Source organism: Burkholderia sp. GbtcB21 (assembly GCF_019091065.1).
In the GTDB taxonomy this organism is placed as follows: Bacteria; Pseudomonadota; Gammaproteobacteria; order Burkholderiales; family Burkholderiaceae; genus Burkholderia; species Burkholderia pyrrocinia_C.
In genome coordinates, this window is record NZ_JAGXKA010000012.1 from 25,834 (window position 1) to 52,389 (window position 26,556).

Below are 26,556 nucleotides of genomic sequence, written 5' to 3' on the forward strand. Positions count from 1 at the left end.
CGGCGGCACCCGGTCCGGCGAGGGCGGGGTGGTGCGCCGCCCGTGTGCGTTATCGCAGCGGCGCGGCCGTGTTCGTGCCGTCGCCGGGCGCGCCGGCGTGCGTGAGGTCTGCCGTCACGTCGAAGAGACTGTCCGGCAGCGTTCGCGCGGGCAGCGTGATCACGAAGCGTGCGCCGCCGAGCGGCGAATCCTCGAGCCGCACGTCGCCGCCGTGCACCAGCGCGACGCGCCGCACGATCGCGAGTCCGAGCCCGAAGCCGCCGGTCTGCCGGTCGCGGCTGGAGTCGAGCCGCTGGAACGGTTCGAACACGCGGGCGCGCTCGGCGGCCGGAATGCCGGCGCCGTCGTCGTCGACGCTCAGCACGAGCGCGCCGGACCGGTCGCCGGCAGCGGCCAGCAGCACCTTGCGCGACGCGTAGCGCGCGCCGTTGCGGATCAGGTTCAGCAATGCACGCGCGACGAGCTTCGGATCGCACACGTGGGTCGCGGGCGTGCCGAGCGTCGACACGTCGAGCACGATCCCGCGATCGGCGATGTCGTTCGCGACGTTGCCGGCGACGCTGTCGATCAATGCATCGACGACCACCTCCATCGGCACGAGCTGGCTCGCACCCTGTTCGAGGCGACCGATCGTCAGCAACTCGGTGACGAGCTCGTCGAGTTCGCGCACGTCGCGCCACAGCGCGTCGCGGCGTTCGCGCATCCGGTCGGTTTCGTCGGGTTCGGCGAGCAGCGCGAGCCCGAATTCGAGCCGCGCGAGCGGCGTCTTCAGTTCATGCGAGATGCCGTGCATCATTTCGCGCTGCTGCTTGATCGATGCCGCGATGCGCTCGGCCATGTCGTTGAACTGCTTCGACAGCTCGTCGATGTTCGACTTGCCCGACAGCTTCACGCGCGTCGACAGCGCGCCGGCGCCGAATGCGCGCGCGGCTTCCTGCAATTTGCGCAGGTCGCGCCAGTGATAGTGAATCCACAGCACCACCGCGAACAGCGTGGCGAGCGCGAGCAGCAGGTACGCATAGATCTTGATGTCGAGATCGGATGCCTCGACAGGGCGCGCGTGCAGCACCGAGCCGTCCGCGAGCGGCATGTAGTAATCCTTGCCGTTGTAGCTGATCGCGATCCTGCCGGCATCGAGATCGCGCAGCGGCGCACCGCTCAGTTGCGCGCGGGCGGCGGCCATCGACAGGAAACCGAACCCTTCGTTGCCGTGTTTCGCGAGCTCGCGCAGCGCGAGCAGGCGCTGCCCGCCCGGATGGCGTTCGAGGTAGTCGTTGAGCACGAACGAGTAGGTCGTCAACGAGTCGCGCTGCGCCTGCGTGACGCGCTCGTAGAAGATCCGGTCGAACGACAGCTGGATGAACACGATCGACGCGGCGACGAACAGGATCACGACGAGGTACAGCCTGATCAACGGACGCAGCATTTATTCGTCCCACGCGGAAGGGCTGAACAGGTAGCCGCGGCCCCAGATCGTCTTGATCTTGTGCGGCTCAGATGAAGCATCCTCGAAGCGGCGGCGCAGCTTCGAGATGCCGGAATCGACCGAGCGGTCGAGTCCGTCGAACTCGATTCCGCGCAATTGCTTCAGGATGTCGTCGCGGCTCAGCACGGTGCCGGCCGCGCGCGCGAGAATCAGCAGCAGGTTGAATTCGGCAGTCTTCAGGTCGACCGGCTCGCCGCGCCACGTGACGGTGCGGTTCGGCGGCGAGATCGACAGTTCGCCGAACACGAGCGCTTCGGGTGCGGCAACCGGCGTTTCCGCTGCGACCGGCTGCGCGCGGCGCAGCAGCGCGCGAGCGCGCGCGACGAGCACGCGCGGCTCGATCGGCTTCGTCACGTAGTCGTCGGCGCCCGTCTCGAGGCCCGCGACCTGGTCGTAGACGTCCGCGCGCGCGGTCAGGATCAGCACGGGAATGTTGGTGAACGCGCGGATGCGCCGGCAGACTTCCATGCCGTCGAGGTTCGGCAGCATCAGATCGAGTATCACGAGGGCCGGCTGGTGCTCGCGTACCGCCGCGACGGCGAGGTCGCCGCGCCGCACGACCGTCACCGCGAATTCATAGCCGTCGAGATATTCGCGGACGAGCTGCGCGAGGCGGTCGTCGTCCTCGATCAGCAGTACACGGTATTTGAGCGGATTGTCGTTCATTTTCTCCTCAGGATGCACGCACGATCTCGTACCCCGGCAGGCCGGTATGCAGCGCGGCACGCGAATTCTATCCGGCGTGCCGGCGGCCCGGGCAGCGGTACGACAATCTCGAACAATCGAACACAGTTGAGCACAGATTCGCCGCAGATTCAGGACAGTCTGCGCGCAAGGCGGCACCTAGACTGCGGGCTCCGTCACTCTTATCTCAATATTGTGCGCCCAACTCTCCGCCGCTATCGCTATTGCATGCCGCTCGCCGGCCTGACCCTCGCTGCCGCCGCCCACGCGGAAAACCAGTATTCGATCTCGCTCGGCGGCGGTTTCGCGCCGCGCTACCAGGGCAGCAACCAGTATCGCGGCGTCGTCGCGCCGTCGTTTTCCGCGAGGTTCGGCAACGGCTTCTTCATCGACGCTACGCAGGGCGCCGGCTACCGGCTGGACCTGCCGCACGGCGTGTTCGTGTCGGCGGCCGTGAGCTACGATGCGGGCCGCGCGGACGAGAACCGCTTCGACCTGCCGGGCTCCGACCACCTGAAGGGCATGGGCCGGATTCCGGGTTCGGTGCTGGTCGGCGTGCGAGCGGGCATGACGCTCTTCAATGCGGCCGAACTGAGCGTCACGATCGACACGCCCGTGACGCACACGTCGCGCGGCGTATCGGGACACATGGATCTCGCGGTGCCCGTGCTCAAGACCGCGCAGCACGAGATCGTCGTGACGGGCACCGTGCACGCGGGCTCGGGACGCTATACGCAGACGTTCTACGGCGTGACCGATGCACAGTCGATGACGAGCCGGTTCAGGCCGTATTCGACGAGCGGCGGGATCGACAGCGCATCGATGGCGGTCGCGTGGAACTGGAACCTGTCGCGGCACTGGTCGGTGCTCGCGAGCGGCGGCGTGACGCGACTGCTCGGCCGCTACGGCGACAGTCCGATCGTCCAGTCGCGCAGCAACTACTTCGGCATTGCGGGCGTGACCTACAAGTTCTGAACCGGTCGCCGATGGCGATCGCGAATGCCAAGTCGCGCTGGCGGGCAGAGGCCCGTGCGATCGAACCGTGCGCACCGCTCGATGCGCCGGCGCCGCATCGTAGCGGCCGATCGCGTGCGGTAACATTCAGGCGGCTTCGGCGTCAGGCCGAGCCCGTGACTCCGGTACGCCGAATCGGCGCGGCCGGGGTGCGCGAGGCCGCGGTTCGCCGGCCGGCATCCGTCGGGAAACGGCTGGCGACGCGCGGAACCGATCATGCATGTGACGCCCGGCCGGCGAGGAACTCCGCATTTGCCCCGCCGGGTGCGACAGGGAGAAATCGATGAAGAAGACGATCGCGATGATGATGGCGCTGGTTGCGGGCGCAACTTTTGCGGGATGCGCGGACATGAACACGAAGCTCACGAGCTCGGGCGGCTCGCCGGCGAGCGGCGGGCAGGCGGGCGCGTCGCAGGCATGCAAGGCGGACGCGGCGCAGGACGATGCGCTGGTCGGCAAGACCGAGGCCGATGCGGCCGCGCAACTCGACGGCTGCCTGTGGCGCGTGCTCGAGCGCGACGGCAAGGCGTTGCCGGGCACGATGGATTACCGACCGGAGCGCCGCAATCTCGGCATTCGCGACGGGAAGGTGATCTGGGTGCGGCGCGGGTGATGGGGTGCGCCCCGGCGGCGGGTTCGCTGCGGTTGCAAGGTCACGCCGGCGCGGACGGTGAAACTGTCATGGGTGTTCGCGCAACCGCTGGCCGACATCCAGCGTGGCATCCGGCGGAGCACAAGACGATCGACGTGACGATTCCGCTGCCGGAATCGTCGGTGTCGCGTTATCTGCGCGTGTATTTCAGGAAGAACGGCATTGGGTGGGCGACATGAACGCGCCCGAACTGCCGCCGACCCGCGAGAAATGATCGCCGCGACACGCGGGCGATCGAGCGCGCGTTACTTCGAGATGTACCACAGCGCATCGGTACTGACGCGCGACGGCTGAGCCGGCGCCTGAGCCGGCACGGCTGGCGGTGTGTTCGACGTCACGGCCGTCGGCAGCGTGGCCGGAATATTCGACGTCGATGGCGATGCGGCCGACGATCCCGACGTCGACGGCGTGTTCAGATACCAGAGCGCATCGGTCGATGCCGTGCGCTTTGCCGCCGAATTGGCCGCTGTAGTCGCTGCCGCATCGGCGGACTTCTTCGAATGCGAAGCGGCAGCCGTCGCCGCACCGGGCCGCTGCGCCGTCGTACCCGTCTGCGCGGTCATGCCTGCGCCCCCGGCCGCGCCACGCTGCGCGCGCGCCTCGAACGGCCCGAGCTGGAAGATCAACGTTTGCGCAGGGCGCGTCAAAACGGCATACGGAAACTGCAGCTCCCACGACATCAGCACGCGGCCCGACGACGTTTCGGTGAAGATCGCCGGCACGTGCTTCATGTCGCTGAACTGCACGTAGATCCGCGCGCCGTCGTCGAAGACCTGGGTCGGCTTCGCCTGGTCCGCGCCCGTGACCGACCATCCGAAGTTGTACGTACCGGCCGGGCCGGCGGGGCCGCCTTGCGGTGGCGGCGGCGGGGCCGACGATATCGTGCGCGGACGCGTGACCTGCTGCGGGGCGGACACGCTCAGGCTCGCGAACGGGTTGTACGCCTGTTGCTGTTGCGGCGGCGTAAAGGACGGTGGAAGGATGGGCATGGGAGTATCCGGCGAATCCGGCATGGTCCGGATTGCATCATAGACCTTGCGCGCATACGCGAGGCGCTTGTCGGGCGACGCGGAGTTGTACGCGCCGATCGCGTTCCAGTTGGGGCCGAGCTGGCGGATGTTCTGCGACAGGATCCACGCGCCGACATACGCGTTCGTGCATGCATCGAACAGGCTCTCCCGCGTGATGCCTTCGCGCGCGAGCGTCGGCAGCCATGTGCTGTTGATCTGCATCAGGCCGATGTCGACCGTGCCGTTCGTATTGGTGTTGACGGCGTTCGGATTCATCCCCGATTCGACCTGCGCGATGCCGCGCATCAGGGCGACGCTCACGTGCTGGAACGCGGCCGCGTCGTCGAGGCAATCGGCGCGCGCGACGCCGTGCAGCGCGCACGACATCGCAATCGTCGAGGCGACCTTCAGCGTTTCGCGGCTGATCGAACGGGTTGTCTGACACGGCATGGCAGGATGGGGCGGAATCCGGCCGCCCGATGCAAGGAAATGACGAGAGACGCGAAGTTTGCCATAGCGAGCAGACAAATGGCTCGCGTCAAACTTTCCTTTGCAATTGCCCGGGTGCTCGTCTCGCCTTTTTATCGCGTCGGATCAGCGGTCGCGACGAAGTCGGATCGGTAAAAATGGCCGCCTTTTCGGCGAATGCCGGTGCAGTGGCGACGCGCTGAATACTGACGCATCGCGTCAGTCATGCCGGGAAAACGGCGCTGAATCAAGCGGAATGGAAATCGCCCGGCAATCGGTGTCCGGGCCGGAAAGGGCGATGAAAAGACGACCGAAAGACAACGGCGGCCGAAGCCGCCGTGCGAGTGCATGCGGTTCCGGCCGGCCGCGCGGTGCGCAACCGGCCGCTTCGCATCAGAAGCGGTGACGCAGGCCGAGGTTGACCATCGTCTGCGAGCTCGTGCCCGCATAGCCGTACGAACCGATCGATGCCTGCGCGGCCATCGAGCCGCCGTTGCCGTCGCCGGTCTGGCCGCTCGCGTGCTGGTAGGCGGCGGTCAGGTAGACGTCGGTGCGCTTCGACAGGTTGTAGTCCGCGCCGGCCGATACCTGGTGATAGGTGGCCGACGTGTCGCCGCCCGAGCGCGTGTAGCTGTAGCCGACGCCGACGAGCAGCGCGTTCGTCGCCTGGTAGTTCACGAAGCCTTGCCCCGTGTTGTAGTGCTCGTTCGAGCCGAACACCGAGCTCGCGTCGCGGCGGTACTGCGCGTTGCTGTAGCCGAGGCCGAACGTGAACGGGCCGGCGACGTACTGGCCCGCGATGCGCGCGATGCCGATCGAGTGCGCGCTTGCATAACCGTTGTTGATCGGGCCGTCGAACGTGCCGTCCGACGAGCTGGTCCAGCCGCTGCGCGGGCCGTTCGATGCGGGGCTGTTGGTCGCGTGGAAGTAGCCGCCCGCGACGCTGAACGGGCCGTTGTTGTACGACACGGCGGCCGAATACGACTGCGCGGAGCCCGTGCTGCCGGCAATGCCGCCGAACGAGTACATCGCCGCGAACTGCAGGCCCGAATAGACTGCCGACGTGTACTTCACCGCGTTGTCGACGCGGAAGCTGTTGTCGTAGTTGTCGACGTCGCCCGGCGTCGCGAACGCGCTGCCGAGATAGTTGTCGGCGGTGATGCCCTGCACGAGGTCGACGAGCGGATCGTACTGGCGGCCGAACGTGAGCGTGCCGTAGCGGTCGCTCGCCAGGCCGACGAACGCCTGACGGCCGAACAGGCGGCCACCCTGACCCTGCCGGCCGTTGCTCGGGTCGAAGCCGTTCTCGAGCTGGAACAGCGCCTTCAGCCCGCCGCCGAGATCCTCGGTGCCTTTCACGCCCCAGCGGCTTCCGGCCAGGTTGCCCGCGCTGCTGTTGCCGAGCATCCACGCATTGTCCTTGGCCTGCGCATGGTTCACGTAGGTGATCGACGTGTCGATCACGCCATACAGCGTGACGCTCGACTGCGCATGCGCGACGGGCATTGCCGCGAATGACGCGACGGAAATCAGCGAGAGGGTCGTGCGTTTCATTTCATCTCCTTGCGCATTGGCTTGTGTTCGCGATCCGGAATGGCAGGAGACTACAGGTCAGGAATAAAACGGCAAAAATGAAATTCTCTTTTGTTGGTTGAGGAAGACAGATACGTACTGCGGAATTCATTATTGAGGGATCTGAATTATTGAAAATCGCGTATCAATTGGTTGTAATTTCGAGATTTCGCTACTTCGTTGTTCGGATTTCGTTAATAATTCGCGGCGATTCTCAGGGGGATTGCGCCGATCGGGATATTGTTATTGATCCGTCAATTAATTATTTAATGAACTGAATTGGTTGGCTGTATTGAATGTGTTAGCGCAGCGCCGTTCGTGTCCGCAACGACCGCGCCGCCGCCGGGCAAGACTCAGGCCGCCTGCGACGGCGGGCGCCGCCGCGACGCCTCTTCGATCAACCGGGCCAGCAGTTGCGCCGGCTCCGACATCGTCCGCCGCGCGCGATGCACGAGCCCGATATCGCGGTGAAACGTGTGGTGTCCGAGGTCGATCGCACGCACGCCGGCCGGCCAGCGGCGGTACACGGCGGTCTGCGGCACGATCGCGATGCCGACGCCGTTCTCGACCAGCTTGACGATCGCGTCGAGCTCGTCGAGTTCGCAGGTGTCGCGCACCGCGATGTGCATCTTCCGCAGAAACCGATCGACCTGCCGGCCGCCGAACGACGCGCGGTCGTAGCGCACGAACGGCTCGCTCGCGAGCAGCGCGGCCCAATCCTTGCCCTTCACGCCGCGCGGCACGATCAGCCGGAACGGCTCCTGCGCGAGCGTCGTCCAGTGCAGGTCGCTCTGCAGCGAAAACGGCGGCCGGATGATCGCGGCCATGTCGATCTCGCCTGCATCGACGCGGTTGACCAGCTCGATCGACAGCCCCGGTATCACGCGCGTGCGGCACGCGGGATGCCGGCGATGAAAGTCGGCCAGCGCGGCCGGCAGCAGCGCGCTCTGTACCGACGCGATCGCGCCGATCGTCACGCGCACGGCGGCCGGCGAGCCGGGCGCGGTCGAGCTCAGGTTCTCGTACTGGCGGATCAGCGCCTGCGCCTGGCCGAGCACGTGATGGCCCATCTCGTTGAGACGGGCCGAGCGGCCTTGCCGGTCGAACAGCGCGAAGCCGAGTTCGGCTTCGAGGCGCTGCATCTGCGCGCTGACGGCTGCCTGCGTTAGTCCGATACGGTTGCCCGCGGCCGCGAACGTGCCTTCGCGGGCGACGGCGACGAGGGTTTTCAGCTCGCGGATCATTGATCAATTCCGTTTGTGAATCACAAAACTATATATTGATTTAATTTTTGCCTGGCGTTGTCTACCATGGTGCGGTCCTCGCGCCACGCGAGCGTTCCTTCACGAGGCAACCATGAGTCTTTCCCCGTTTCACCTGGCGATTCCGGTCTACGACCTGCCGGCCGCGCGCGATTTCTACGGCCGTGTGTTCGGGCTGGAAGAAGGGCGTTCGAGCACGCAGTGGGTCGACTTCGACTTCTACGGGCACCAGCTCGTGATTCACGAGCATCCGAAGACGGCGTCGCAGGAAGGCGCGCATACGAATGCCGTCGACGGTCACGACGTGCCGGTGCCGCATTTCGGGATCGTGCTCGACTGGGCGAGCTGGGAAGCGCTGGCCGAGCGATTGAAATCGTTCGGCGTCACGTTCGCGATCGAACCGTATGTGCGGTTCAAGGGGCAGGTCGGCGAACAGGCGACGATGTTCCTGTTCGATCCGTGCGGCAATGCGCTCGAGTTCAAGGCGTTCCGCGATATCGGGCAACTGTTCGCGAAGTGATGCACGGGGCCGTCGGCGCCGATTGAAATTGGGTGCGAGAATGCGGCCTTCGCCGGGCCGCGCGCAAGCGCTCCGGCAGGCGCCGCGCCGCACGGCATCCGTCCGTGCGTGCCGTTCTCCAAGGAACCCGTATGGACAGTCACATCGCTCCGGTGGAGCTGAAGAAAGCCTACCGCCTCCTCAATCACGGCCCGACCGTGCTCGTGTCGGCCCGCCACGACGGCGTCGACAACGTGATGGCCGCCGCGTGGGCGTGCGCGCTGGACTTCCTGCCGCCGAAGCTGACGGTCGTGCTCGACAAGTCCGCGAAGACGCGCGAGCTCGTCGAGCGCAGCGGCACGTTCGTGATCCAGGTGCCGACGGCCGCGCAGTTGCAGCTTACGCACGCGGTCGGCAGCCACAGTCTCGCCGAGCGGCCGGACAAGCTGCGCGAAGCGGGCGTCACGCTGTTCGACGTCGACGGCCATGACCTGCCGTTCGTCGCCGGCTGCTCGGGCTGGCTCGCGTGCAGGCTGATTCCCGAGCCGCACAACCAGCAGACCTACGACCTGTTCATCGGCGAGGTGGTCGCTGCGTGGTCGGACACGCGCGTGTTCCGCGACGGCCACTGGTATTTCGAATCGGCCGATCCGGCGCTGCGCAGCCTGCACTACATCGCGGGCGGCAATTTCTATGCGATCGGCGAATCGCTGCACGTCGATCCGGACGCGCAATAAGCGTTACGCAGGCTTCCTTTCCCGGTCCGGGCGCGCGGTTCACGCGCGCTTTTTCAATTCCGCCAGCATCGCTTCGGCGAATGCCTGCGCGACGCGCGGCAGCGTGCGGCCGCGCTTCGTGACGAGCGCGATCGGCCGCACGAACGCGGGATCGTCGATCGGCTTCGCGACCAGCTCGGGTTCGGCGCGCACCTCGCGCGCGGTCGCGGGCAGGATCGTCACGCCGAGGCCGCCGCGCACCATCGCGACGGCCGTCATCATGTAGGTCGGCTCGCACGCGATGTCGGGCGTGCAGCCGGCCGACTCCAGCGCGGTGTCGACGACGCTGCGCACGCTCGTGCCCTGCGCGGTCAGCACGAGCGGCACGCTCGCGACGTCGGCGGTGCTCACGCGGCGCTTGCGCGCGAGCGGATGATCTTTCGGGCACACGACGACGAGCCGGTCGGCGCCCGTGTACAGCACTTCCAGCGACGCATCGAACGCATCGCCGCCCGTCAATCCAAGATCGGCTTCCTCGTTGCGCACGAGCGAGGTGACGAGGCTCGCGACGCCGTCGCGAATCTCGAAGCCCGCGCGCGGCACGTCGCGCCGGAACGACTGGATCAGCTCCGGCAGCACGCTGGACGCGAAGGTCGGCAGGCATGCGAGCCGCACCGTGCCGCTCGCGCCTTCGCCGAGCGCGCGCGCATCGCGCAGCACGCGCTCCATGTCGTCGAGCGAGCGCTGCAGCAGCGGCAGCAGCTCGCGCCCGGTCTGCGTGAGCGCGACGCTGCGGCTGTTACGGTCGAACAGCCGCGCGCCGACGATTTCCTCGAGCCGGCGAATCTGCACGGTCAGCGCCGGCTGCGACAGGTGCAGCCGCGCGGCCGCGCGCGTGAAGTTGCCGGCGTGCGCGACCGTGACGAACGCGCGGATGTCGCGAAGGTTCAGATCCATAACGATTCGTGATTGCTGCGATCAAATCATTTCAATTGTGCTATTGCTGCGCCGACCTTACGCTCGTCTCCAACAAAAGACAAGGTAGGAGACACGGATGCTGCCGTTACTCGGGCTTGGCACGATCGTCGTGCTGCTGGCCGCGATTCTGTCGAAGCGGATGTCGCCGCTCGTCGCGCTGATCATCGTGCCGATCGCGGCGTCGCTGCTCGGCGGCTTCGGGCTGCACACCAGCAAGTTCGTGATCGACGGGCTGAAGGGCCTCGCGCCCGTGGTCGGGATGTTCGTGTTTGCGATCCTGTATTTCGGGACGATCACCGACGCCGGCACGCTCGACCCGATCATCGATCGCATCCTGCGTGCGGTCGGCACGCGGCCGACGCGCATCGTGATGGGCACGACGCTGCTCGCGCTGCTGATCCATCTCGACGGCTCGGGCGCCGTCTGCTTTCTCGTGACGATTCCGGCCGTGCTGCCGCTGTACGACCGGCTGAAGATGGACCGGCGCGTGCTGGCCGCGGCCGTGTCGATGGCCGCGGGCATCAACTTCCTGCCGTGGACGGGGCCGATGATCCGCGCGTCGGCGTCGCTGCACCTGCCGGTGTCGGCGCTGTTCAATCCGCTGATCCCGGTTCAGGCGATCGGGCTCGTGTTCGTGTTCGGCGTCGCGTACTGGCTCGGGCGGCGCGAGGAGAAGCGGCTCGGCCTCACGCGCGACGATGCATCGATCCCGCTGCCGAAGCGCGAACTGACGCCCGACGAGCAGGCGCTGCGCCGGCCGCACCTGTTCTGGTTCAACCTCGTGCTGACGCTCGTCGTGCTCGGCACGATGGTCGTGATGGGCGAGAAGATCCCGCCGGCGATCATGTTCATGGTCGGGCTGTGCATCGCGCTGATGGTGAATTACCCGGACGTCGACATGCAGAGGAAGCGGGTCGATGCGCATGCGCGCGCGGCGCTGATGATGGCCGGCATCCTGCTCGCGGCCGGCGTGTTCACGGGGATCATGCAGGGCAGCGGGATGCTGAAGGCGATGGCGCAGGCGGCGGTCGGTTTCGTGCCGCCGTCGATGGCCGGCCATATTCCGGTGGTGCTCGGCCTCGCGTCGATGCCGCTCAGCATGCTGTTCGATCCCGATTCGTTTTACTTCGGCGTGCTGCCGGTGATCGCGGAGGTGGCCGGCCAGCTCGGCGTGCCGGCCGTACAGGTCGGACAGGCCGCGTTGCTCGGCCAGATGACGACCGGGTTTCCGGTCAGCCCGCTGACGCCCGCGACGTTCCTGGTGGTCGGCTTGTGCGGCATCGAACTGGCCGAGCATCAGAAATTCACGTTCCCGCTGCTGTTCGGCGCCTCGATCGTGATGACGATCGCGTGCGTCGTGCTGGGCATCTTTTGATTTTTCCCGGCGGCGCGCCCGCCGGACGATGGTACGGACATGACAGCAAAGCAACCTGAACGGCGCGTGCGCATCGGCGCGGGCGCCGGCTACTCGGGCGACCGGATCGAGCCCGCGGTCGAACTGGCCGAGCACGGGCAGCTCGACTATCTCGTCTTCGAATGCCTGGCCGAGCGCACGATCGCGATCGCGCAGCAGGCGCGCCGCAAGGATCCGGCGCTCGGCTACGATCCGCTGCTCGACGCGCGCATGCGTGCGGTGCTGCCGATCGCCGTGCCGAAGGGCGTGCGCATCGTGTCGAACATGGGTGCGGCGAACCCGCTCGCGGCGGCAAGACGTACCGCGCAGATCGCGCAATCGCTCGGTATCGCTCAATTGAAAGTCGCGGCGGTCGAAGGCGACGACGTGCTCGACGTCGTGCTGCGCGGTGCGTTCCGTTTCGAGGAATCGGGCGACGAAGTCGCCGCGTATCGCGACCGCATCGTGTCCGCGAACGCGTATCTCGGCGCCGCTCCGATCGTCGACGCGCTCGCGGCCGGCGCGGACGTCGTGCTGACCGGGCGCGTCGCCGATCCTTCGCTGTTCGCCGCGCCGCTGATCCACGCGTTCGGCTGGCGGATGGACGACTGGGACACGCTCGGGCAGGCGACGGTCGTCGGCCATCTGCTCGAATGCGCGGGGCAGGTGACGGGCGGCTATTTCGCCGATCCCGGCTACAAGGACGTGCCGGATCTCGCGCGGCTCGGGTTCCCGATCGGCGAAGTCGCGGCCGACGGCTCGGTCGTGATCACGAAGGTGGCGCACGCGGGCGGCCGCGTCAGCGCGGCGACCTGCAAGGAACAACTGCTCTACGAGATTCACGATCCGGCGCGGTATCTGCAGCCCGACGTCGTCGCGGATTTCACGCGCGTCGCGGTTGCCGAGGAGGCGACCGATCGTGTACGCGTGACGGGCGGGCGCGGCACCGCGCGGCCCGATACGCTGAAGGTGTCGGTGGCTTACGTCGACGGCTACATCGGCGAAGGCCAGATCTCGTACGGCGGCCCCGGCGCGCTCGAACGCGCGCGGCTCGCGCTCGACATCGTCCGCGAGCGGCTGGCGCTGACCGGCGTGGCGGCGACCGAGTTGCGCTTCGACCTGATCGGCGTCGATTCGCTGTATGCCGACGCGACGCCGGCCGTGCACGGCGAGCCGGCCGAAGTGCGCGTGCGGGTGGCCGGCCGCGCGGCGAGCGCCGATGAAGCGGCGCGGATCGGCAACGAAGTCGAGACGCTCTATACGAACGGGCCGGCCGGCGGCGGCGGCGCGTTCAAGTCGACGCGCGAGGTGATCGCGGTGCAGTCGGTGCTGCTGCCGCGCGCGGCCGTGACGCCGTCGTTTTCATTCGTGGAGGCATGATGCAACTGCGTGAACTCGCGCATGCGCGCACCGGCGACAAGGGCAATACGCTGAACGTGTCGGTCATCTGCCGCGATCCGCGTCATTACGATCATCTACGCACCCATCTGGATGCCGGCAAGGTGAAGGCGTGGCTCGCGGGCATCGTGCACGGCGATGTCGTGCGCTACGAATTGCCGGCGCTGGGTGCGTTCAACTTCGTGCTGCGCGATGCGCTCGGCGGCGGCGTGACGCGCTCGCTCGCGCTCGATGCGCACGGCAAGTCGGTCAGTTCGGCGTTGCTGGCGATCGAGGTGCCCGACCCGGCGTGACGGACGACATTGGCACCGGGGTGCGGGCACAAGGTCACGGAATCAGCATCTCGCGGCGCCCGTCCGCGTATTCGATGCGCTCGCCGGCGATGTGCAGCCGCTGACCCTTTCGATAGTCGTAGAGCGCGCGCGATTCGGTGTTGCCGGCTTCGAAAATCCCGTTGCCGAACGGATCGGCCGCGAGGCTGCCGCCCGCGAACACGACGTCGTGCATGCTTTTGCCGCCCGGTTTCGCTACTTTTTTCTCCGGTCTGACCAGTCGAACCTCAAGTTGCGTCTCGCGTGGTCGTTAAGGACGATTGTGTGCCCATTTGACCAATCGACAACAACGCGGCAACCGGAGATCACCGTCATCATGCTGTCATCGATTCGCGCCCGAATTCTGGCGACCTGCGTCGCCATCGTGGTCACGGCCCTGGCCGTGACAGGCGGCCTTGTTTACTACGTCGTCAAGCAACACAACGACGCAACCATCGACCAGAACCTGCAGTCCGTCCTGACCGGCCACGCGCTCGCGCTCGACGAGTGGGTCGCGAGCCGCGCGCAGCAGACCCAGGCGCTCGCGGACACGCTGGCGCCGGGCGAAGGCGACCCGCTGCCGGCGCTGACGCTGCTTGGCAAATCGGGCGGCTTCCAGGTGCTCACGCTCGGCCTGCCGGACCGCACGGCGTTCTCGAACGTCCCGCTCGCGGCCGGCTACGATCCGACCGCGCGCCCGTGGTTCAAGCAGGCGGTCGAGGCCGGCCGGCTCGTCGTCACGGCGTTGTACCGCGATGCGTCGACCGGCAAGCCCGCCTTCGCGTTCGCCGCACCGATCGTTCGCGGCGGCGCGCTGAAGGGCGTGCTCGCGGCGAGCCTCTATATGGAGCGCGCGAGCGCGATCGTGGCATCGATGCACCCGACGCCGTCGAGCTTCGCGTTCCTGGTCGACAAGAGCGGGCGCCTGATCGCGGGCGCGAAGACCGACCTGATCATGAAGCCGGCCGTCGAGCTGTCGCCCGAACTGACGCCGGAGCGCCTCGCCGGCCTGCAGGCGGCGACCGAACCGGTGGCGATCGACGTGGACGGCGTGACCAAGCTGCTCCGCGCGCGCCCGATCGCCGGGACGGACTGGTCGCTCGTGATGGCGCTCGACCGGTCGGACGTGACGGCCGGCATGCGGGCCGTCGCGACGACGACGCTCGTTGCGATCCTCGTCGTCGCCTGCGTCGCGGCAGCGCTCGTCGGCGCACTGACGAACGCGGCGTTCAAGCGCGTGCTGCTCGTGCGCGACGCGCTGACCGACGTCGCGAGCGGGAGCGGCGACCTGACGAAGCGGCTGCCGGCCGACGGCCGCGACGAGGCCGCGCAGATCGCGCACGCCTTCAATATGTTTGCCGAAAAGATCAGTGCGATCCTGCTGCAGATTCGCGGCTTCAGCGAATCCGTGAACGTGGCGAGCGCGGAGATCGCGCAGGGCAACCAGGATCTGTCGAGCCGCACCGAACTTGCGGCATCGAGCCTGCAGGAGACGGCGGCGGCGCTCGAGGAGATCGCCGGCACGGCGCGCAACTCGGCCGATGCGGCCACGCAGGTGAGCCGGCTGGCGGAATCGGCGTCGGGTGTCGCCGTGCGCGGCGGCGAGGTGGTGAGCGAGGTGGTCGCGACGATGGGCGAGATTACGAAGGCGTCGGCCGAGATATCGAACATCATCGGCGTGATCGACGGCATCGCGTTCCAGACCAACATCCTCGCGCTGAATGCGGCCGTCGAGGCGGCGCGCGCGCACGAGCATGGGCGGGGTTTCGCGGTGGTCGCGGGCGAGGTGCGCACGCTCGCGCAACGCAGCGCGGTGGCGGCCAGGGAAATCAAGCAGTTGATCCAGTCGTCCGTCGAGAAGATCGAGGGCGGTTCGGGACTCGTGCAGACGGCCGGTGCGACGATGGACGAGATCGTCGAGGGCGTGCGCGGCATCACGAGCGTGATCGCGGAAATGACGGTCGCGGCGAACGAGCAGAGCACCGGGCTCGCGCAGGTGAACCAGGCCGTGTCGCAGCTCGATCACTCGACGCAGCAGAATGCGGCGCTCGTCGAGGAATCGGCTGCCGCCGCGGCGCTGTTGCGCGAGCAGGCGGCGCAGCTCGCGCAGACGGTCGGCGAATTCAAGCTCGCGGGTTCGCACCGGGCTGAAACGGCATCGGCGTGATCCGGCTGCGGTTGCCGAAGCCTACAAGAGGGATGCACGAAGGGGGCGGGAACGGGCCGGCGGAACGGGCGCCGTGCGTGTACGCTACGGGCTCGCGGGTGCATGCCCGCGCGCGCGGCGCGGGCCGCGCGCATCGACCGGGTCCTGCAATGAAGAACGAAATCGTAACGCCGGCCGGCGCGAATGGCGAGGCCGGGCGTCGCCGCCGGTTGGCGGCCGTCGCTGTGCGCGCCGCGCTGGCGTGCGTAGGCGTGACGGCCGCACAGGCTGTTGCTGCCGCGCAGCCGGCATCGTGCGACGAGCAGTTGACGCAACTGATCGTGCCGGCGCTGCGGCAGACCGCGATGGACCGGCGCGCGATCCACGCCAATGTGGATGAGCGCGACGGCAACATCTTGCGCATTCGCTTGTTCGTCACGCTCGACCACCCGGGCACGCCGAACCGCGATGCGACGATCGGCTGGGTGACGCTCGATACGCAAGCGATGCGTGCGCTCGACGTTACGCGCGACCCCGACCGGCCGGACGTGCTGGCGATCGACCGGCATGCGCTGTCGCGCTTCGTGTCAGCGTGTGCTGCACCGGCCGCACCGCTGCACGGCACCGTCGATTGCGACGCATTGAACCGCCGTGCGCAAGCGCAGGGCGATTACGTGACGGGCAGCGATACGGGCCGCGTCGCGACGGGCAAGGGGCGCCTGCCGTTCTTTTCCGCGCCTGATGACGCATGCCGGATCGACGGGTTGTTCATCGTAGAGCATGACCACGTCGATGCGCGAATCGACTACGGCCGTTTCACGTCGGTCGTCTATTTGAATCCGCGCACGAACGGCATTGCCGAAGGGTGGGTGCAAACTGCGCGGCTGAAGCCGGACGGCAACGGCAGCGCGCCGCGGCGACCCTGATCGTGTGCGCCCGCAACCGTCCGTTACACGCTTTTCCAATCCGACCGGACCTCGTCATGACTGTCCAGCACCGAAAAAAACGCCGCGAGCCGTTCGCGGCTTCGCTAGCCGCACTCGCGGTGCTCGCCGCGCTCTCCGCGTCGTCGCCCGTCCACGCGACCGATCCGATTCATCCGGACCGTCAGTTGCAGAAGTTCATTAGCGACAGCTACGGCACGTGGCGCGCGGACCGCAAGGGCTGGCAGTCGGACGCAGGCGATTCCATCTATTCGCCGTGCGGCTCGCTGCGCGTTGCGACTGCCGACGGCCCGCGGTATCTGCTCGCGATGTGCGGCGAGACCGAAGCGGCCGTGCAGAACGGAATGCCGGGCATGGACAGCGACGCCACGCCGGGCACGGTCGATCTGTACGTGCTGCAGCCTTCGCCGGACGGCAAGCGGCTCGAAGCGATGTTGAAGAAGACGGACATCGCGTCCGGCACGCGCGGCGAGCCGGGCACGCCGAGCATCGAGCGGCTCGGGCCGCACCTGTTCGGTTTCGTCATCGGCGACGGCGACTCGCGACAAGGCTATACGCAACGTATCCGCTCGATCTGGCTGCCGTACGGCGATGCGCTGGTGCTTGCGGCGGCGCGCATCAATGAGGCGCTCGACAATGCAGAGTCGAGCGAATGCGCGAATGCACCGGTGCGCTGCGAGGCGCTGCGCTTCGAGATCACGCCGGACCTGACCGGCACCGGCGCCGTCTATCCGTTGATTGTGACCGAAACCGGCACGCGCGGCGATCGCGCGGTCCGGGCGCGCTACGTGGTGAAATTCGACGCGGCGCGAGGCCGCTACGTCGTGCCGAAGGCGGTGCGGGAAGGGTATTGAGTGGTTGCAGCGCGACGCGAAGGACGCGTCGCACCCTCCGCGCATCACACGTACAGATAACGCACGAGGTGGAAGAACACCGGCGCGGCAAAACAGATCGAGTCGACGCGATCGAGCATCCCGCCGTGGCCCGCGATCATCGAGCCCCAGTCCTTCGTGCCGAGCGAGCGCTTGACGGCCGACAGCACGAGCCCGCCGACGAAACCCGCGATCACGATCGCGAGCGAGATCCCGAACGCCGCGCCGAAGCTGAACGGCGTTACGCGATACAGCGACGCGCCGCACAGCGTCGCGAGCAGGCCGCCGCCGACGAAGCCTTCGACCGTCTTCGACGGCGACAGCTGCGGCGCGATCTTGCGGCGCCCGAACAGCTTGCCGACGACGTACTGCAGCACGTCGCTGATCTGCACCACGACCAGGAAGAAGAACAGCAGCAGCGCGTTCTGCCCCGCGTAGCGCGGAATGTCGAGGATCAGCACGGCCGGCGCGTGGCTCAGCCCGTACACGCACACCATCAACGCCCAGTTGATCTTCGCGTTGCGGCTCAGGAATTCGCGCGTGTCCTGCGTGAGCGCCGACACGAGCGACATCGCGAAGAACAGGTGCACGGGCACGAAGATCGAATACATCCCGTACCAGTTGATCCCGAGCAGCAGGTACTGCACGGGGATCGCGACGAAGAACGCGATGAACAGCGTCGTGTGGTCGCTCGCGGTGGTCGGCGTGAGCGTGATGAATTCGCGCAGCGTCAGGTACGACAGCAGCGCGAACACGAGATACGTGACGTTGTTGCCGAGGCCGATCGCAATGGCCATGATCGCGATCATCGCCCACCACGCGCGGATGCGCTGGTTCAGGTTGACGATGGTCGAGCTCGTGCCGCCGCTGCGTGCGCCGAGGATCGCACCGATCACGGTGGCGACGACGAGCACGCCCGTGACGCCCGCGACCAGTTCCCAGAAAAGAGTTCGCATGGGGATATCCGGAAAAAGGGAGAGGAGGGCGCCGCGTTCAGCCCGCGGGCCGCTGCGGCGCGAGCGCGACGATCGCGTCGCGCATGCGGGCGAGGAACGTCGGCTTGTCTTCCTGGTCGCCGAGCGCATCGTTCGCGCCGAAGTGCACCTTGCAGATCAGCGGCACAGGCCAGATCGCGCCCTTCGGCATGATGCGCTGCAGGTTCTCGAGGTAGACGGGCGCGAGCGCGACGTTCGGGAACTCGGTCGCGAGATGGAACAGCCCGCTCTTGAACGGCTGCGGCAGCACGTCGGCGCCGCGCGTGCCTTCCGGGAAGATGATGATCGAGTGGCCTTGCCGCAGCGCGTCGCGCACCGGTTCGAGCGGGTCGCCGCCGGATTCGCGGTGACGGTCGATCAGCACCACGTTCAGCAGCTTCTGCGCGATGTGGCGCTTCATGTCGCTGCTGTCCCAGTAGTCGCGCGCGGCGACCGGCCGCACGACCGCGCGCACGTCGCGCGGCAGCGCGGCGAGGATCGCGAGCGTGTCGATGTGGCTCGTGTGGTTCGAGAAATAGATCTTCTGCGTCGGGGACGGCGGCGCCTGATGCCAGACCGGATACGCGCCGGCGACGAGCCGCACGATGGACAGCAGGAAATCGCGCTGCCAGACGTTGACGATGTTCATCGGCGCGGTGCCTCCTGCCTGCATGCCCGGCCGCAGGTGCGGCGGACGGGATCCCGGAATGCCGGCGCGGCAGGATGCGCGCCGAACGGCCTTTGTTTAAATTTTTTCAAGTTCGTGGCTGCCTGTCGCAGGTCCGCGATAATCGGACGGTTCGCCGTCACACCACGTTGCGTAGCGGCGAATGTGCCGGTCGGCGGCGTGATGATCGGCTGTTGCACGAGCGCCCGTTTGCAGTTCGAATGGATCTTCGCTGCGATCGGGCCAGCGGATTATCGCGAGTTTCCGTCAAAAACGCCAGATTGGCGCCGCGCGGGCGGGCCGGGCGCATGCTTGACGCATCGGTGCTGCTCGGCGACGATGGGGGCCGTCCATTGAAGGCCGACGAAGGCCGTTTCGCCGCCCGGGGCATGGCGGCGGGAAACGTGTCCGACTGTGCCGCGCGAAAAATACGAATACGAAACGATGAGCCTCTACGCACTCAAACCCAAATTCCAGGACCGTCTGCGCCCGTTCGCGAATTCGCTCGCCGAACGCGGTGTCACCGCCAACCAGGTCACGCTGTTCGCGGCCGGCGGCTCGATCGTCGTCGGTGCGCTCGCCGGGCTCGGCGTATTCGCCCGCGTGCTGTTCCTGCTGATTCCGCTGTGGTTGTTCGCGCGGATGGCGCTCAACGCGATCGACGGCATGCTCGCGCGCGAACACGGGCAGAAGAGCACGCTCGGCGCGTACCTGAACGAGCTGGGCGACGTCGTGTCCGACGTCGCGCTCGTGCTGCCGTTCCTCGCCATTTCCGCGTTCGCTCCGGCGGACGTCTGGCTGTTCGCGCTGACGGCGGTGATCGTCGAATGCGCGGGGCTGATCGGGCCGCTCGTCGGCGCCACGCGCCGCTACGACGGCCCGTTCGGCAAGAGCGACCGCGCGCTGGCCCTCGGCGCATTCGCGCTGTGGATCGGCTTCGGCCTGCCGGTCGGCAGCATCGCCGCGTGGCTGTGGCGCCTGCTGATCGTGCTGTCGATCGTGACGGTGGTGCGGCGCGTGCAGGCCGGCATCGCCGAAAAGGGCGGTTGACCTACGAGGCGCCGGAGGGCGGCGCCACATGATTCGAATAACGAAACGAGAGAGATCACATGAGCGCACGCACGGCCCGCGAGGCCGACTTCATCACGCACGACGGCGAAACGCTGTTCTATCGTCACTGGCCCGCGACGGGCCCGCGCTGCCGCGGCGCAATCGTGCTGCTGCATCGCGGCCACGAGCATTCGGCGCGCGTCGCGCATCTCGTCGACGAGCTCGACCTGCCGGATTTTGCGTTTTTCGCATGGGACGCGCGCGGCCACGGCCGTTCGCCCGGCGCGCGCGGCTACAGCCCGAGCGCGGCCGCATCGGTGCGCGACCTGCAGACCTTCGTCGAGCATATCCGCGACACGCACGGCATCGCGATCGAGGACATGGCCGTGGTCGGCCAGAGCGTCGGCGCGGTGCTCGCCGCGACCTGGGCGCACGACTACGCGCCGCCGATCCGCTGCCTCGTCGTCGCGTCGCCGGCGTTCCACATCAAGCTCTACGTGCCGTTCGCGCGGCCGGGCCTGCGGCTGATGCACAAGCTGCGCGGGTTGTTCTACGTGAACAGCTACGTGAAGCCGAAATTCCTCACGCACGATCCCGAGCGGATCGCGAGCTACGCGTCCGATCCGCTGATCACGCGGCCGATCGCGGTCAACATGCTGCTCGACCTGCACGACACCGCGCGGCGGATCGTCGCCGACGCGGCCGCGATCACCGTGCCGACGCAACTGCTGATCTCGGGCGCCGACTGGGTCGTGCATCGCGGCCCGCAGGATCGCTTCTTCGAACGGCTCGGCTCGGCGCGCAAGGAGCGCATCGTGCTGCCGGGCTTCTATCACGACACGCTCGGCGAGCGCGACCGCGCCCAGGCGCTCGCGCCGCTGCGCGCGTTCGTGCTGCGCGAGTTCGATGCACCGAGCCCGCGCGTGTCGCTCGCCGACGCCGACCGGCGCGGCGCGTTCCACGACGAATACGCGGCGCTCGGCCGGCCGCCCGCGAACGTGTTCGCGCGTGCGTACTGGGCGCTCACGCGCGCCGGCCTGAAAGCGGGCGGCGCGCTGTCGGACGGCATCGCGCTCGGGCTGCGGCTCGGTTTCGATTCGGGCTCGACGCTCGATTACGTGTACCGCAACCGCGCGCAAGGGCGGCTCGGCGTCGGTGCGCTGGTCGACCGCACGTATCTCGATTCGCCGGGCTGGGTCGGCATCCGCCAGCGCAAGGTGCATCTGCAGGAGCTGATCGGCGCGGCGATCGGCCGCCTGCGCGGCCGCGGCACGCCGGTGCGGATCGTCGACATCGCGGCCGGGCACGGGCGCTACGTGCTCGACGCGATCGCGACGGCCGCCGAGCGCGACGGCGCGGCGCCCGACGACATCACGCTGCGCGACTACAGCCCGCCGAACGTCGAGGCCGGGCGCGTGCTGATCGCGCAGCGCGGGCTCGAGCCGATCGCGCGCTTCGAGCGCGGCGACGCGTTCGACGAGACGTCGCTCGCGACGCTCGAGCCGCGTCCGACGCTCGCGATCGTGTCGGGTCTCTATGAACTGTTCGGCGAGAACGCGCTGATCGAACGTTCGCTGCGCGGGCTCGCGCAGGCCGTGCCGCCGGGCGGCTATCTCGTCTATACGGGGCAGCCGTGGCATCCGCAGCTCGAATTCATTGCACGTGCGCTGAACAATCACCGCGGCGAGGCGACCTGGGTGATGCGCCGCCGCTCGCAGGCGGAGATGGACGAACTCGTCGCGCGCGCGGGCTTCCGCAAGCTCGACCAGCGGATCGACGAGATGGGCATCTTCACGGTCAGCCTCGCGCAGCGGGTCGACGCGTCATGAGCGCGCTCGGCGGCGGCACGAGCGGCCTCGCCGAGACGACGGCCGGCGCGCGCGACGCGTCGTTCGCGCTACGCTTCGGCTGGCTCGCGGCGATGGGCGCCGTGTTCTTCTCGACGTACGGCTTCGCGAACTGGCTCGCAGCGCACCGCGCGGTGGTGCCGACGTTCGCGTTCGGCTGGGAGCACGCGATCCCGTTCGTGCCGTGGACGATCGTGCCGTACTGGTCGATCGATCTTCTGTATGCGCTGTCGTTCTTCTTCTGGACGCGCCGCGACGATCTGCTCGATCACGTGAAGCGCTTGCTCACCGTGCAACTGGTGTCGGTCGCGTGCTTCATCGCGTGGCCGCTGCGCTTCGGTTTCGAGCGGCCCGAGCCGGGCGGCGCGGCCGGCGCGCTGTTCACGCTGCTGATGGGGTTCGACAAGCCGTTCAACCAGGCGCCGTCGCTGCACATCGGGTTGCTCGTCGTGCTGTGGGCCGTCTATGCGAAGCATCTGCACGGCACGGTCGCGCGCGTCGTGCTGCATCTGTGGTTCGCGGCGATCGGCGTGTCGGTGCTGACGACCTACCAGCATCACGCGATCGACGTGCCGACCGGCGCGGCCGTCGGCTGTCTCGCGCTGTTCCTGTTTCCGCTGCGCGATGCCGCGGGCCGGCTGCCGGGCGCCGATGCGTCGCCGGGCGCGGTGGGCCGCGCGCTCGCGCGTCGTTATGCGCTCGGCGCGGCGCTGGTCGCGCTCGTGGCGCTGTGGTGCGTGCCGCGCGCGCCGGGCTGGGCGCTGGCGGCGGGGTGGATCGCGCTGGCGCTCGCGTGCGTCGCGTGGCTCTACCGGCGCGGAGCGCCCGGCGCCTTTCAGAAGGATGCGCACGGGCGTTTCCCGGTCTTCATCCGCTGGCTGCTCGCGCCGACGATCGCCGGCGCGTTCGTCAATTCGCGGCTGTGGACGTTCCGGCAGCCGGCGCCGGTGCGGATCGACGAACGCGTGTCGATCGGCCGCACGCCGACGACGCGCGACGTGCGACGCCACGGCTTCACGGCGCTGGTCGACCTGACCGCCGAGATGCCGCGCTGGGCGGCGGCCGATGCGTCGCTCGCATATGCGGCCGTGCCGCAGCTCGATCTTGTCGCGCCGACGGCCACGCAGCTCGCGCAGGCAGTCGCGGCGCTCGAGCGCCTGCACGGCGAAGGTCGTGACGTGCTGGTCTGCTGCGCGCTCGGCTATGGGCGCAGCGTGCTGTGTGCGGCTGCGTGGCTCGCCGCGCGGCGCGGGCTCGGCGATGCGCGCGACGCGCTTGCCGCGGTGCGCGCGGTGCGGCCGCACGCGGTGTGGTCGGACGACGGCGTGGCCGTACTGCAGCACTGGATCGATCGCCGTCGCAGCGCGGGAGGCGTGTGATGCGCGATCCGTCCGCTCCATTTCGGATTGCCGCCGCACGCGGCGCGCTCGATGCGGGCGCGTGGGCGATCGCGGCTGCGCTGGCCGCGGCCGGCGCGGGCTGGTGGATTGCATCGGGCTGGGCGCCGGCGACGATCGCGCGCGTGCTGCTGGCCGTCGTCAGTACGGGGTCGGGGATCGCGGCGCTGTGGTACGCGGTGCGCATCGAGATCGACCGCCGGCTGTTCGCCGCGTTGGCGCGCGCGGCGGCGGGCGATGCGTCGGTCGACGACGGGCTCGCGGCGCTCGACCGCGCGCTCGCCGATCTCGGCTGGATCGACGCAGCGAAGGCCGGGCGCGCGCTCGACGCACGCGTGCGCGGCGCGATCGGGCTGTGCCGGGCCGGCGTGCTCGTCGCGGTCGTGCAGTGGGTTGTGGTCGGGCTCGCGATCGCGATGCCGCAGGTAGGGTAGCGGTTTGCTGGTACGGTTTCTTCGAGGAAATATAGCCGGGCGGGAACATTTTTCTTAATGCGCGGCTGTAAATAGGCAATATTTACCCCTGACGCATCAGGGACTCCTTCGTCCGCCGAAGGGGTGTCACGTAGTAATTTCCGATTCAACGAACCATACTTTTGCCTTTCTATGGAATTCATATGAAAGGCATTTATAATCTTCGCTCGGCAGAAATCCCGCCTTAATAACAACCGAGGGCATGCTGCATGAGCAACACCGCACTTTATGAGGCGTTGCGTCTCGGCGACGCGCAATACAATCGACTGATCAAACTCGATACGCCGCTCGGCGTCGATTGGTTGCTGCCTCTCTACGTCAAGGGCACCGCCAGACTGGGGCGCGATTATGAGTTCGTGATCGATGTCGTTTCTGCGCGCGGCGGGCAGATCGAACTCAAAGCACTGCTCGCCAAACCAGTCACACTGTGGATTCAGCAGGTCGACGGTTCATACATGCCGATCCATGGCTATGTGCACCGATTCAGCCGTTTGGGGGCGGACGGCCCGCTTACCTATTACAAGCTCGCATTTTCATCGTGGCTTTATTTTCTGTGCCTGCGTCGCGACATGCGGGACTGGCAGGAGCAGAACGGTGAACAGATCCTGACCGACGTCTTCAACGAACACCCGCAGGCGCGTGGCGCATTCCGCTTCGACGTTCATAAGCCGCTGCCGTCGTATTCGAATCGCGTGCAATGGGAATACGACCTCAATTTTGTTCATCGCAGCATGGAAGAAGCAGGCGTGTTTCCCTACTTCGAGCAGGCGGACAATGGCCGTTCTCACATGATGGTTGTCACGGACGACGCCTACTTCGTCCCGACGCTGAGGCAATCCGTTGTCCAGTTCGGTCGTATGGAAATTGGCGGCGAATTGGACGGATTCGCGCAATGGAAGGAGCAACTTCAGATCGAGAGCGCACAGCTGACGTCACGCTCGTTCGACTACAAGCGGCCCGATCTTCCCCGGCAGGTCCAGGGGGTGACCGATGTGCATGGCAATCTGCCGACGGATGGCGAAATCTACGACTACCCCGGTGCGTACATGTGGTCGGATCGGGCTCAGGGCGAGCGTCTCGTACGGATTCGCCTCGAGGAGAGGATGTCGCGGATGAAGCGCTTTCATGGCGTTGGCGCTTTACGCTGCGCGATGCCGGGAAGGCGCTTCGAGCTTCGCGGCCATCCGGTACATGACGCGATGAGCCAACCGGATCGCGAATTCGTGTTGCTCGGTGTCGACTGGTTGATCAGCAACAATCTGCCCGGTCTGGACCGGATCGAGGCATTTCCCGACGGGCTGGCCGCGGAAATCGCAAAGGCGAAGACTGGTGCAACGGTGCATCACGCCGACGGCAGCGAGGGCTTCTTTCAGGTGCAGGTCGAAGCGCAACCGCGCAATGTGCCGTTTCGCAGTTCGTTCGATCACAAGAAGCCGGTCATGCAGCTACAGAACGCGATCGTTGCCGGGCCGGACGGCGAAGAGGTCTACACCGACTCGCTGAACCGGGTGAAGGTGTGGTTTCACTGGAATCGCCGCAACGGTCAGGACGAGCGTGCGTCATGCTGGGTACGTCCGACATTTCTCGACGCGGGTGCCAACCGCGGCGGCATTCAGCCGTTGCGCAAGGGGGATGAAGTCGTCGTCGGTTTCATGGAGGGCGACTGCGACAGGCCGGTCATTATCGCGAGGATGTACGGCGGCGCAACGCAACCGGTGTGGCACACGAACGGTCTGCTGTCGGGCTATCGGTCGCGCGAGTATGGCGGTCGCGGCTATAACCAGCTCGTGATGGACGATTCGACGCAGCAGAATCGCGTTCACCTTTATTCGAGCAGCTATCAGTCGCATCTGCATCTCGGCTACCTGATCCAGCATGCGGACAATACGCGCGGTACATTTCTCGGCAGCGGCTTCGACCTCAAGTCGGACGCTTATGGTGCCATTCGCGCGGGGCAAGGGCTGTTCGTCTCGACACATTCTGCAACGGTAAACCAGCCGCTGAACGTGACCGCGGCGTCCGAGCAACTGGCAAGCGCGGAAAGCGTGGTGGAGCTGACGTCTCAGGCGAGCGCCGCGAATCAGGCCGAAAGTCTGGAGGAAGGGCACGACGCACTGAAGCGATTTACCGATGCCACGCAATACAACGTGGCGGGAGGCGCGGGCAGCGGCGGGCGGACGGGAGGTGGCGGCACGGGCAGCGCAAACGGGTTCTCGACGCCGATCATGCTGATCGCAAGTCCCGCTGGCGTGGGCGTGTCGACGCAGGATTCGGCGCAGCTCACGGCAAACCAGCAAGTCAATATCGTGAGCGGCAGGAGTACGCACGTTGCCGCCGGCAAATCGCTGATCGCGAGTGTGATGGAAAAGATCAGCCTGTTCGCGCAGAACTCGGGGATCAAGCTGTTCGCGTCCAAGGGCAAGGTCGAGATTCAGGCGCAGAGCGACGAGATGAAACTCGCCGCGCTCAACGACGTGACGGTCACCAGTTCGAGTGGACGTGTCGTCATCTCTGCCGAAAAGGAGATCTGGATCGGCGCCGGGGGCTCGTATATCAAGATCACGCCTGACTTGATCGAGAACGGAACGAGTGGCCAGATTCTCGAAAAATGCGCATCGTGGGACAAGCCGGGTGCGTCATCGATGCGTCTGCCTTCACCGATTGCGAGCGTGCCGAAGGGGTGTGCGTGGAAGACGGCGTCGGCGTCGGCCGACAGCGCGTCGAGCGTGGTGTTGGAGTAGTC

General features: G+C 67.1%; 25 protein-coding genes. 16 read left to right on the top strand and 9 right to left on the bottom strand.

The genetic code is table 11. The features are described 5' to 3' along the window. Window positions 1-49: 49 nt before the first annotated feature. Window positions 50-1,426, bottom strand: coding sequence for an ATP-binding protein (locus KVT39_RS24345; protein WP_244099651.1), 1,377 nt, complete (start codon window positions 1,424-1,426; stop codon window positions 50-52). Beyond that, window positions 1,427-2,152, bottom strand: coding sequence for a response regulator (locus KVT39_RS24350; RefSeq protein WP_034183314.1), 726 nt, complete (start codon window positions 2,150-2,152; stop codon window positions 1,427-1,429). A 246-nt stretch (window positions 2,153-2,398) separates the two neighbouring features. Here KVT39_RS24350 and KVT39_RS24355 point away from each other — a divergent pair, with 246 nt between their 5' ends. The 3 genes from KVT39_RS24355 to KVT39_RS38085 all read left to right on the top strand — a co-directional run bounded on the left by KVT39_RS24355 (window position 2,399) and on the right by KVT39_RS38085 (window position 4,015). Then, window positions 2,399-3,145 (top strand): MipA/OmpV family protein, encoded by a 747-nt coding sequence (locus KVT39_RS24355; protein ID WP_217590384.1) that lies wholly within the window; start codon window positions 2,399-2,401, stop codon window positions 3,143-3,145. Window positions 3,146-3,467: 322 nt separating this feature from the next. Beyond that, a complete protein-coding gene (locus KVT39_RS24360; protein ID WP_217590385.1) occupies window positions 3,468-3,797 on the top strand; it encodes a hypothetical protein in 330 nt (109 codons plus the stop codon). Window positions 3,798-3,865: 68 nt separating this feature from the next. Next, window positions 3,866-4,015: a hypothetical protein gene (locus KVT39_RS38085; protein ID WP_254640630.1), complete on the top strand. Its 150-nt coding sequence runs from the start codon at window positions 3,866-3,868 to the stop codon at window positions 4,013-4,015. Window positions 4,016-4,081: 66 nt separating this feature from the next. Here KVT39_RS38085 and KVT39_RS24370 read toward each other — a convergent pair whose 3' ends face one another. From KVT39_RS24370 to KVT39_RS24380, 3 genes are all read right to left on the bottom strand, one after another. Next, window positions 4,082-5,296 carry a transglycosylase SLT domain-containing protein gene (locus KVT39_RS24370; protein ID WP_131947640.1) on the bottom strand — a complete coding sequence of 405 codons (1,215 nt, stop codon included), beginning with the start codon at window positions 5,294-5,296 and terminating at the stop codon, window positions 4,082-4,084. Between the two features lie 411 nt (window positions 5,297-5,707). Next, the gene (locus tag KVT39_RS24375) at window positions 5,708-6,868 is read right to left on the bottom strand and encodes a porin (protein ID WP_217590386.1); all 1,161 of its coding nucleotides are present in this window, start codon (window positions 6,866-6,868) and stop codon (window positions 5,708-5,710) included. Window positions 6,869-7,239: 371 nt separating this feature from the next. Next, window positions 7,240-8,130 carry a LysR family transcriptional regulator gene (locus tag KVT39_RS24380; protein ID WP_217590387.1) on the bottom strand — a complete coding sequence of 297 codons (891 nt, stop codon included), beginning with the start codon at window positions 8,128-8,130 and terminating at the stop codon, window positions 7,240-7,242. 112 nt (window positions 8,131-8,242) lie between these two features. Here KVT39_RS24380 and KVT39_RS24385 point away from each other — a divergent pair, with 112 nt between their 5' ends. Next, window positions 8,243-8,668, top strand: a complete 426-nt coding sequence (locus KVT39_RS24385; protein ID WP_034183320.1) for a VOC family protein — start codon at window positions 8,243-8,245, stop codon at window positions 8,666-8,668. Window positions 8,669-8,799: 131 nt separating this feature from the next. Beyond that, a complete protein-coding gene (locus KVT39_RS24390) occupies window positions 8,800-9,384 on the top strand; it encodes a flavin reductase family protein (protein ID WP_175750011.1) in 585 nt (194 codons plus the stop codon). Between the two features lie 39 nt (window positions 9,385-9,423). On the opposite strand, the gene KVT39_RS24395 is transcribed toward KVT39_RS24390, so the two are convergent. Next, window positions 9,424-10,320, bottom strand: a complete 897-nt coding sequence (locus tag KVT39_RS24395) for a LysR family transcriptional regulator (RefSeq protein WP_217590388.1) — start codon at window positions 10,318-10,320, stop codon at window positions 9,424-9,426. 97 nt (window positions 10,321-10,417) lie between these two features. On the opposite strand from KVT39_RS24395, the gene KVT39_RS24400 reads away from it, so the two are divergent. The 3 genes from KVT39_RS24400 to KVT39_RS24410 are packed head-to-tail and all read left to right on the top strand — an operon-like array spanning window position 10,418 to window position 13,425. Then, window positions 10,418-11,716, top strand: a complete 1,299-nt coding sequence (locus tag KVT39_RS24400) for a CitMHS family transporter (protein WP_105390655.1) — start codon at window positions 10,418-10,420, stop codon at window positions 11,714-11,716. A gap of 39 nt (window positions 11,717-11,755) precedes the next feature. Continuing rightward, on the top strand, window positions 11,756-13,114 hold the full coding sequence (locus KVT39_RS24405) for an acyclic terpene utilization AtuA family protein (RefSeq protein WP_217590389.1): 1,359 nt from the start codon (window positions 11,756-11,758) through the stop codon (window positions 13,112-13,114). Next, window positions 13,114-13,425 (top strand): hypothetical protein, encoded by a 312-nt coding sequence (locus tag KVT39_RS24410; protein ID WP_034183467.1) that lies wholly within the window; start codon window positions 13,114-13,116, stop codon window positions 13,423-13,425. Before KVT39_RS24405 ends, KVT39_RS24410 begins: the two co-directional genes overlap by 1 nt. A gap of 34 nt (window positions 13,426-13,459) precedes the next feature. Here KVT39_RS24410 and KVT39_RS24415 read toward each other — a convergent pair whose 3' ends face one another. Further along, window positions 13,460-13,639: a hypothetical protein gene (locus tag KVT39_RS24415; protein WP_254640631.1), complete on the bottom strand. Its 180-nt coding sequence runs from the start codon at window positions 13,637-13,639 to the stop codon at window positions 13,460-13,462. 141 nt (window positions 13,640-13,780) lie between these two features. Between KVT39_RS24415 and KVT39_RS24420 the strand changes: the two genes are divergently transcribed. From KVT39_RS24420 to KVT39_RS24430, 3 genes are all read left to right on the top strand, one after another. Continuing rightward, window positions 13,781-15,610 (top strand): methyl-accepting chemotaxis protein, encoded by a 1,830-nt coding sequence (locus tag KVT39_RS24420; RefSeq protein WP_105390658.1) that lies wholly within the window; start codon window positions 13,781-13,783, stop codon window positions 15,608-15,610. Window positions 15,611-15,759: 149 nt separating this feature from the next. Next, entirely contained in the window at window positions 15,760-16,515 is a 756-nt protein-coding gene (locus KVT39_RS24425; protein ID WP_254640632.1) for a hypothetical protein, read from the top strand. A gap of 56 nt (window positions 16,516-16,571) precedes the next feature. Beyond that, the gene (locus tag KVT39_RS24430; RefSeq protein WP_217590390.1) at window positions 16,572-17,387 is read left to right on the top strand and encodes a topoisomerase IV; all 816 of its coding nucleotides are present in this window, start codon (window positions 16,572-16,574) and stop codon (window positions 17,385-17,387) included. A 44-nt stretch (window positions 17,388-17,431) separates the two neighbouring features. Here KVT39_RS24430 and KVT39_RS24435 read toward each other — a convergent pair whose 3' ends face one another. After that, window positions 17,432-18,361: a phosphatidate cytidylyltransferase gene (locus tag KVT39_RS24435; protein WP_034183328.1), complete on the bottom strand. Its 930-nt coding sequence runs from the start codon at window positions 18,359-18,361 to the stop codon at window positions 17,432-17,434. Between the two features lie 37 nt (window positions 18,362-18,398). Continuing rightward, window positions 18,399-19,028, bottom strand: a complete 630-nt coding sequence (locus KVT39_RS24440; RefSeq protein WP_034183469.1) for a lysophospholipid acyltransferase family protein — start codon at window positions 19,026-19,028, stop codon at window positions 18,399-18,401. A gap of 462 nt (window positions 19,029-19,490) precedes the next feature. On the opposite strand from KVT39_RS24440, the gene KVT39_RS24445 reads away from it, so the two are divergent. The 5 genes from KVT39_RS24445 (at window position 19,491) to KVT39_RS24465 (ending at window position 26,554) form a co-directional block, all read left to right on the top strand. Continuing rightward, window positions 19,491-20,096, top strand: a complete 606-nt coding sequence (locus tag KVT39_RS24445) for a CDP-alcohol phosphatidyltransferase family protein (RefSeq protein ID WP_034183470.1) — start codon at window positions 19,491-19,493, stop codon at window positions 20,094-20,096. Window positions 20,097-20,155: 59 nt separating this feature from the next. Beyond that, window positions 20,156-21,925 (top strand): bifunctional alpha/beta hydrolase/class I SAM-dependent methyltransferase, encoded by a 1,770-nt coding sequence (locus tag KVT39_RS24450; RefSeq protein WP_217590391.1) that lies wholly within the window; start codon window positions 20,156-20,158, stop codon window positions 21,923-21,925. Next, window positions 21,922-23,322, top strand: coding sequence for a phosphatase PAP2 family protein (locus KVT39_RS24455; RefSeq protein WP_217590392.1), 1,401 nt, complete (start codon window positions 21,922-21,924; stop codon window positions 23,320-23,322). The genes KVT39_RS24450 and KVT39_RS24455 overlap by 4 nt, the downstream gene beginning before the upstream one ends. Next, window positions 23,322-23,774: a hypothetical protein gene (locus tag KVT39_RS24460; protein ID WP_034183331.1), complete on the top strand. Its 453-nt coding sequence runs from the start codon at window positions 23,322-23,324 to the stop codon at window positions 23,772-23,774. Before KVT39_RS24455 ends, KVT39_RS24460 begins: the two co-directional genes overlap by 1 nt. A gap of 248 nt (window positions 23,775-24,022) precedes the next feature. After that, a complete protein-coding gene (locus KVT39_RS24465; RefSeq protein ID WP_217590393.1) occupies window positions 24,023-26,554 on the top strand; it encodes a type VI secretion system Vgr family protein in 2,532 nt (843 codons plus the stop codon). Window positions 26,555-26,556: the final 2 nt, after the last annotated feature.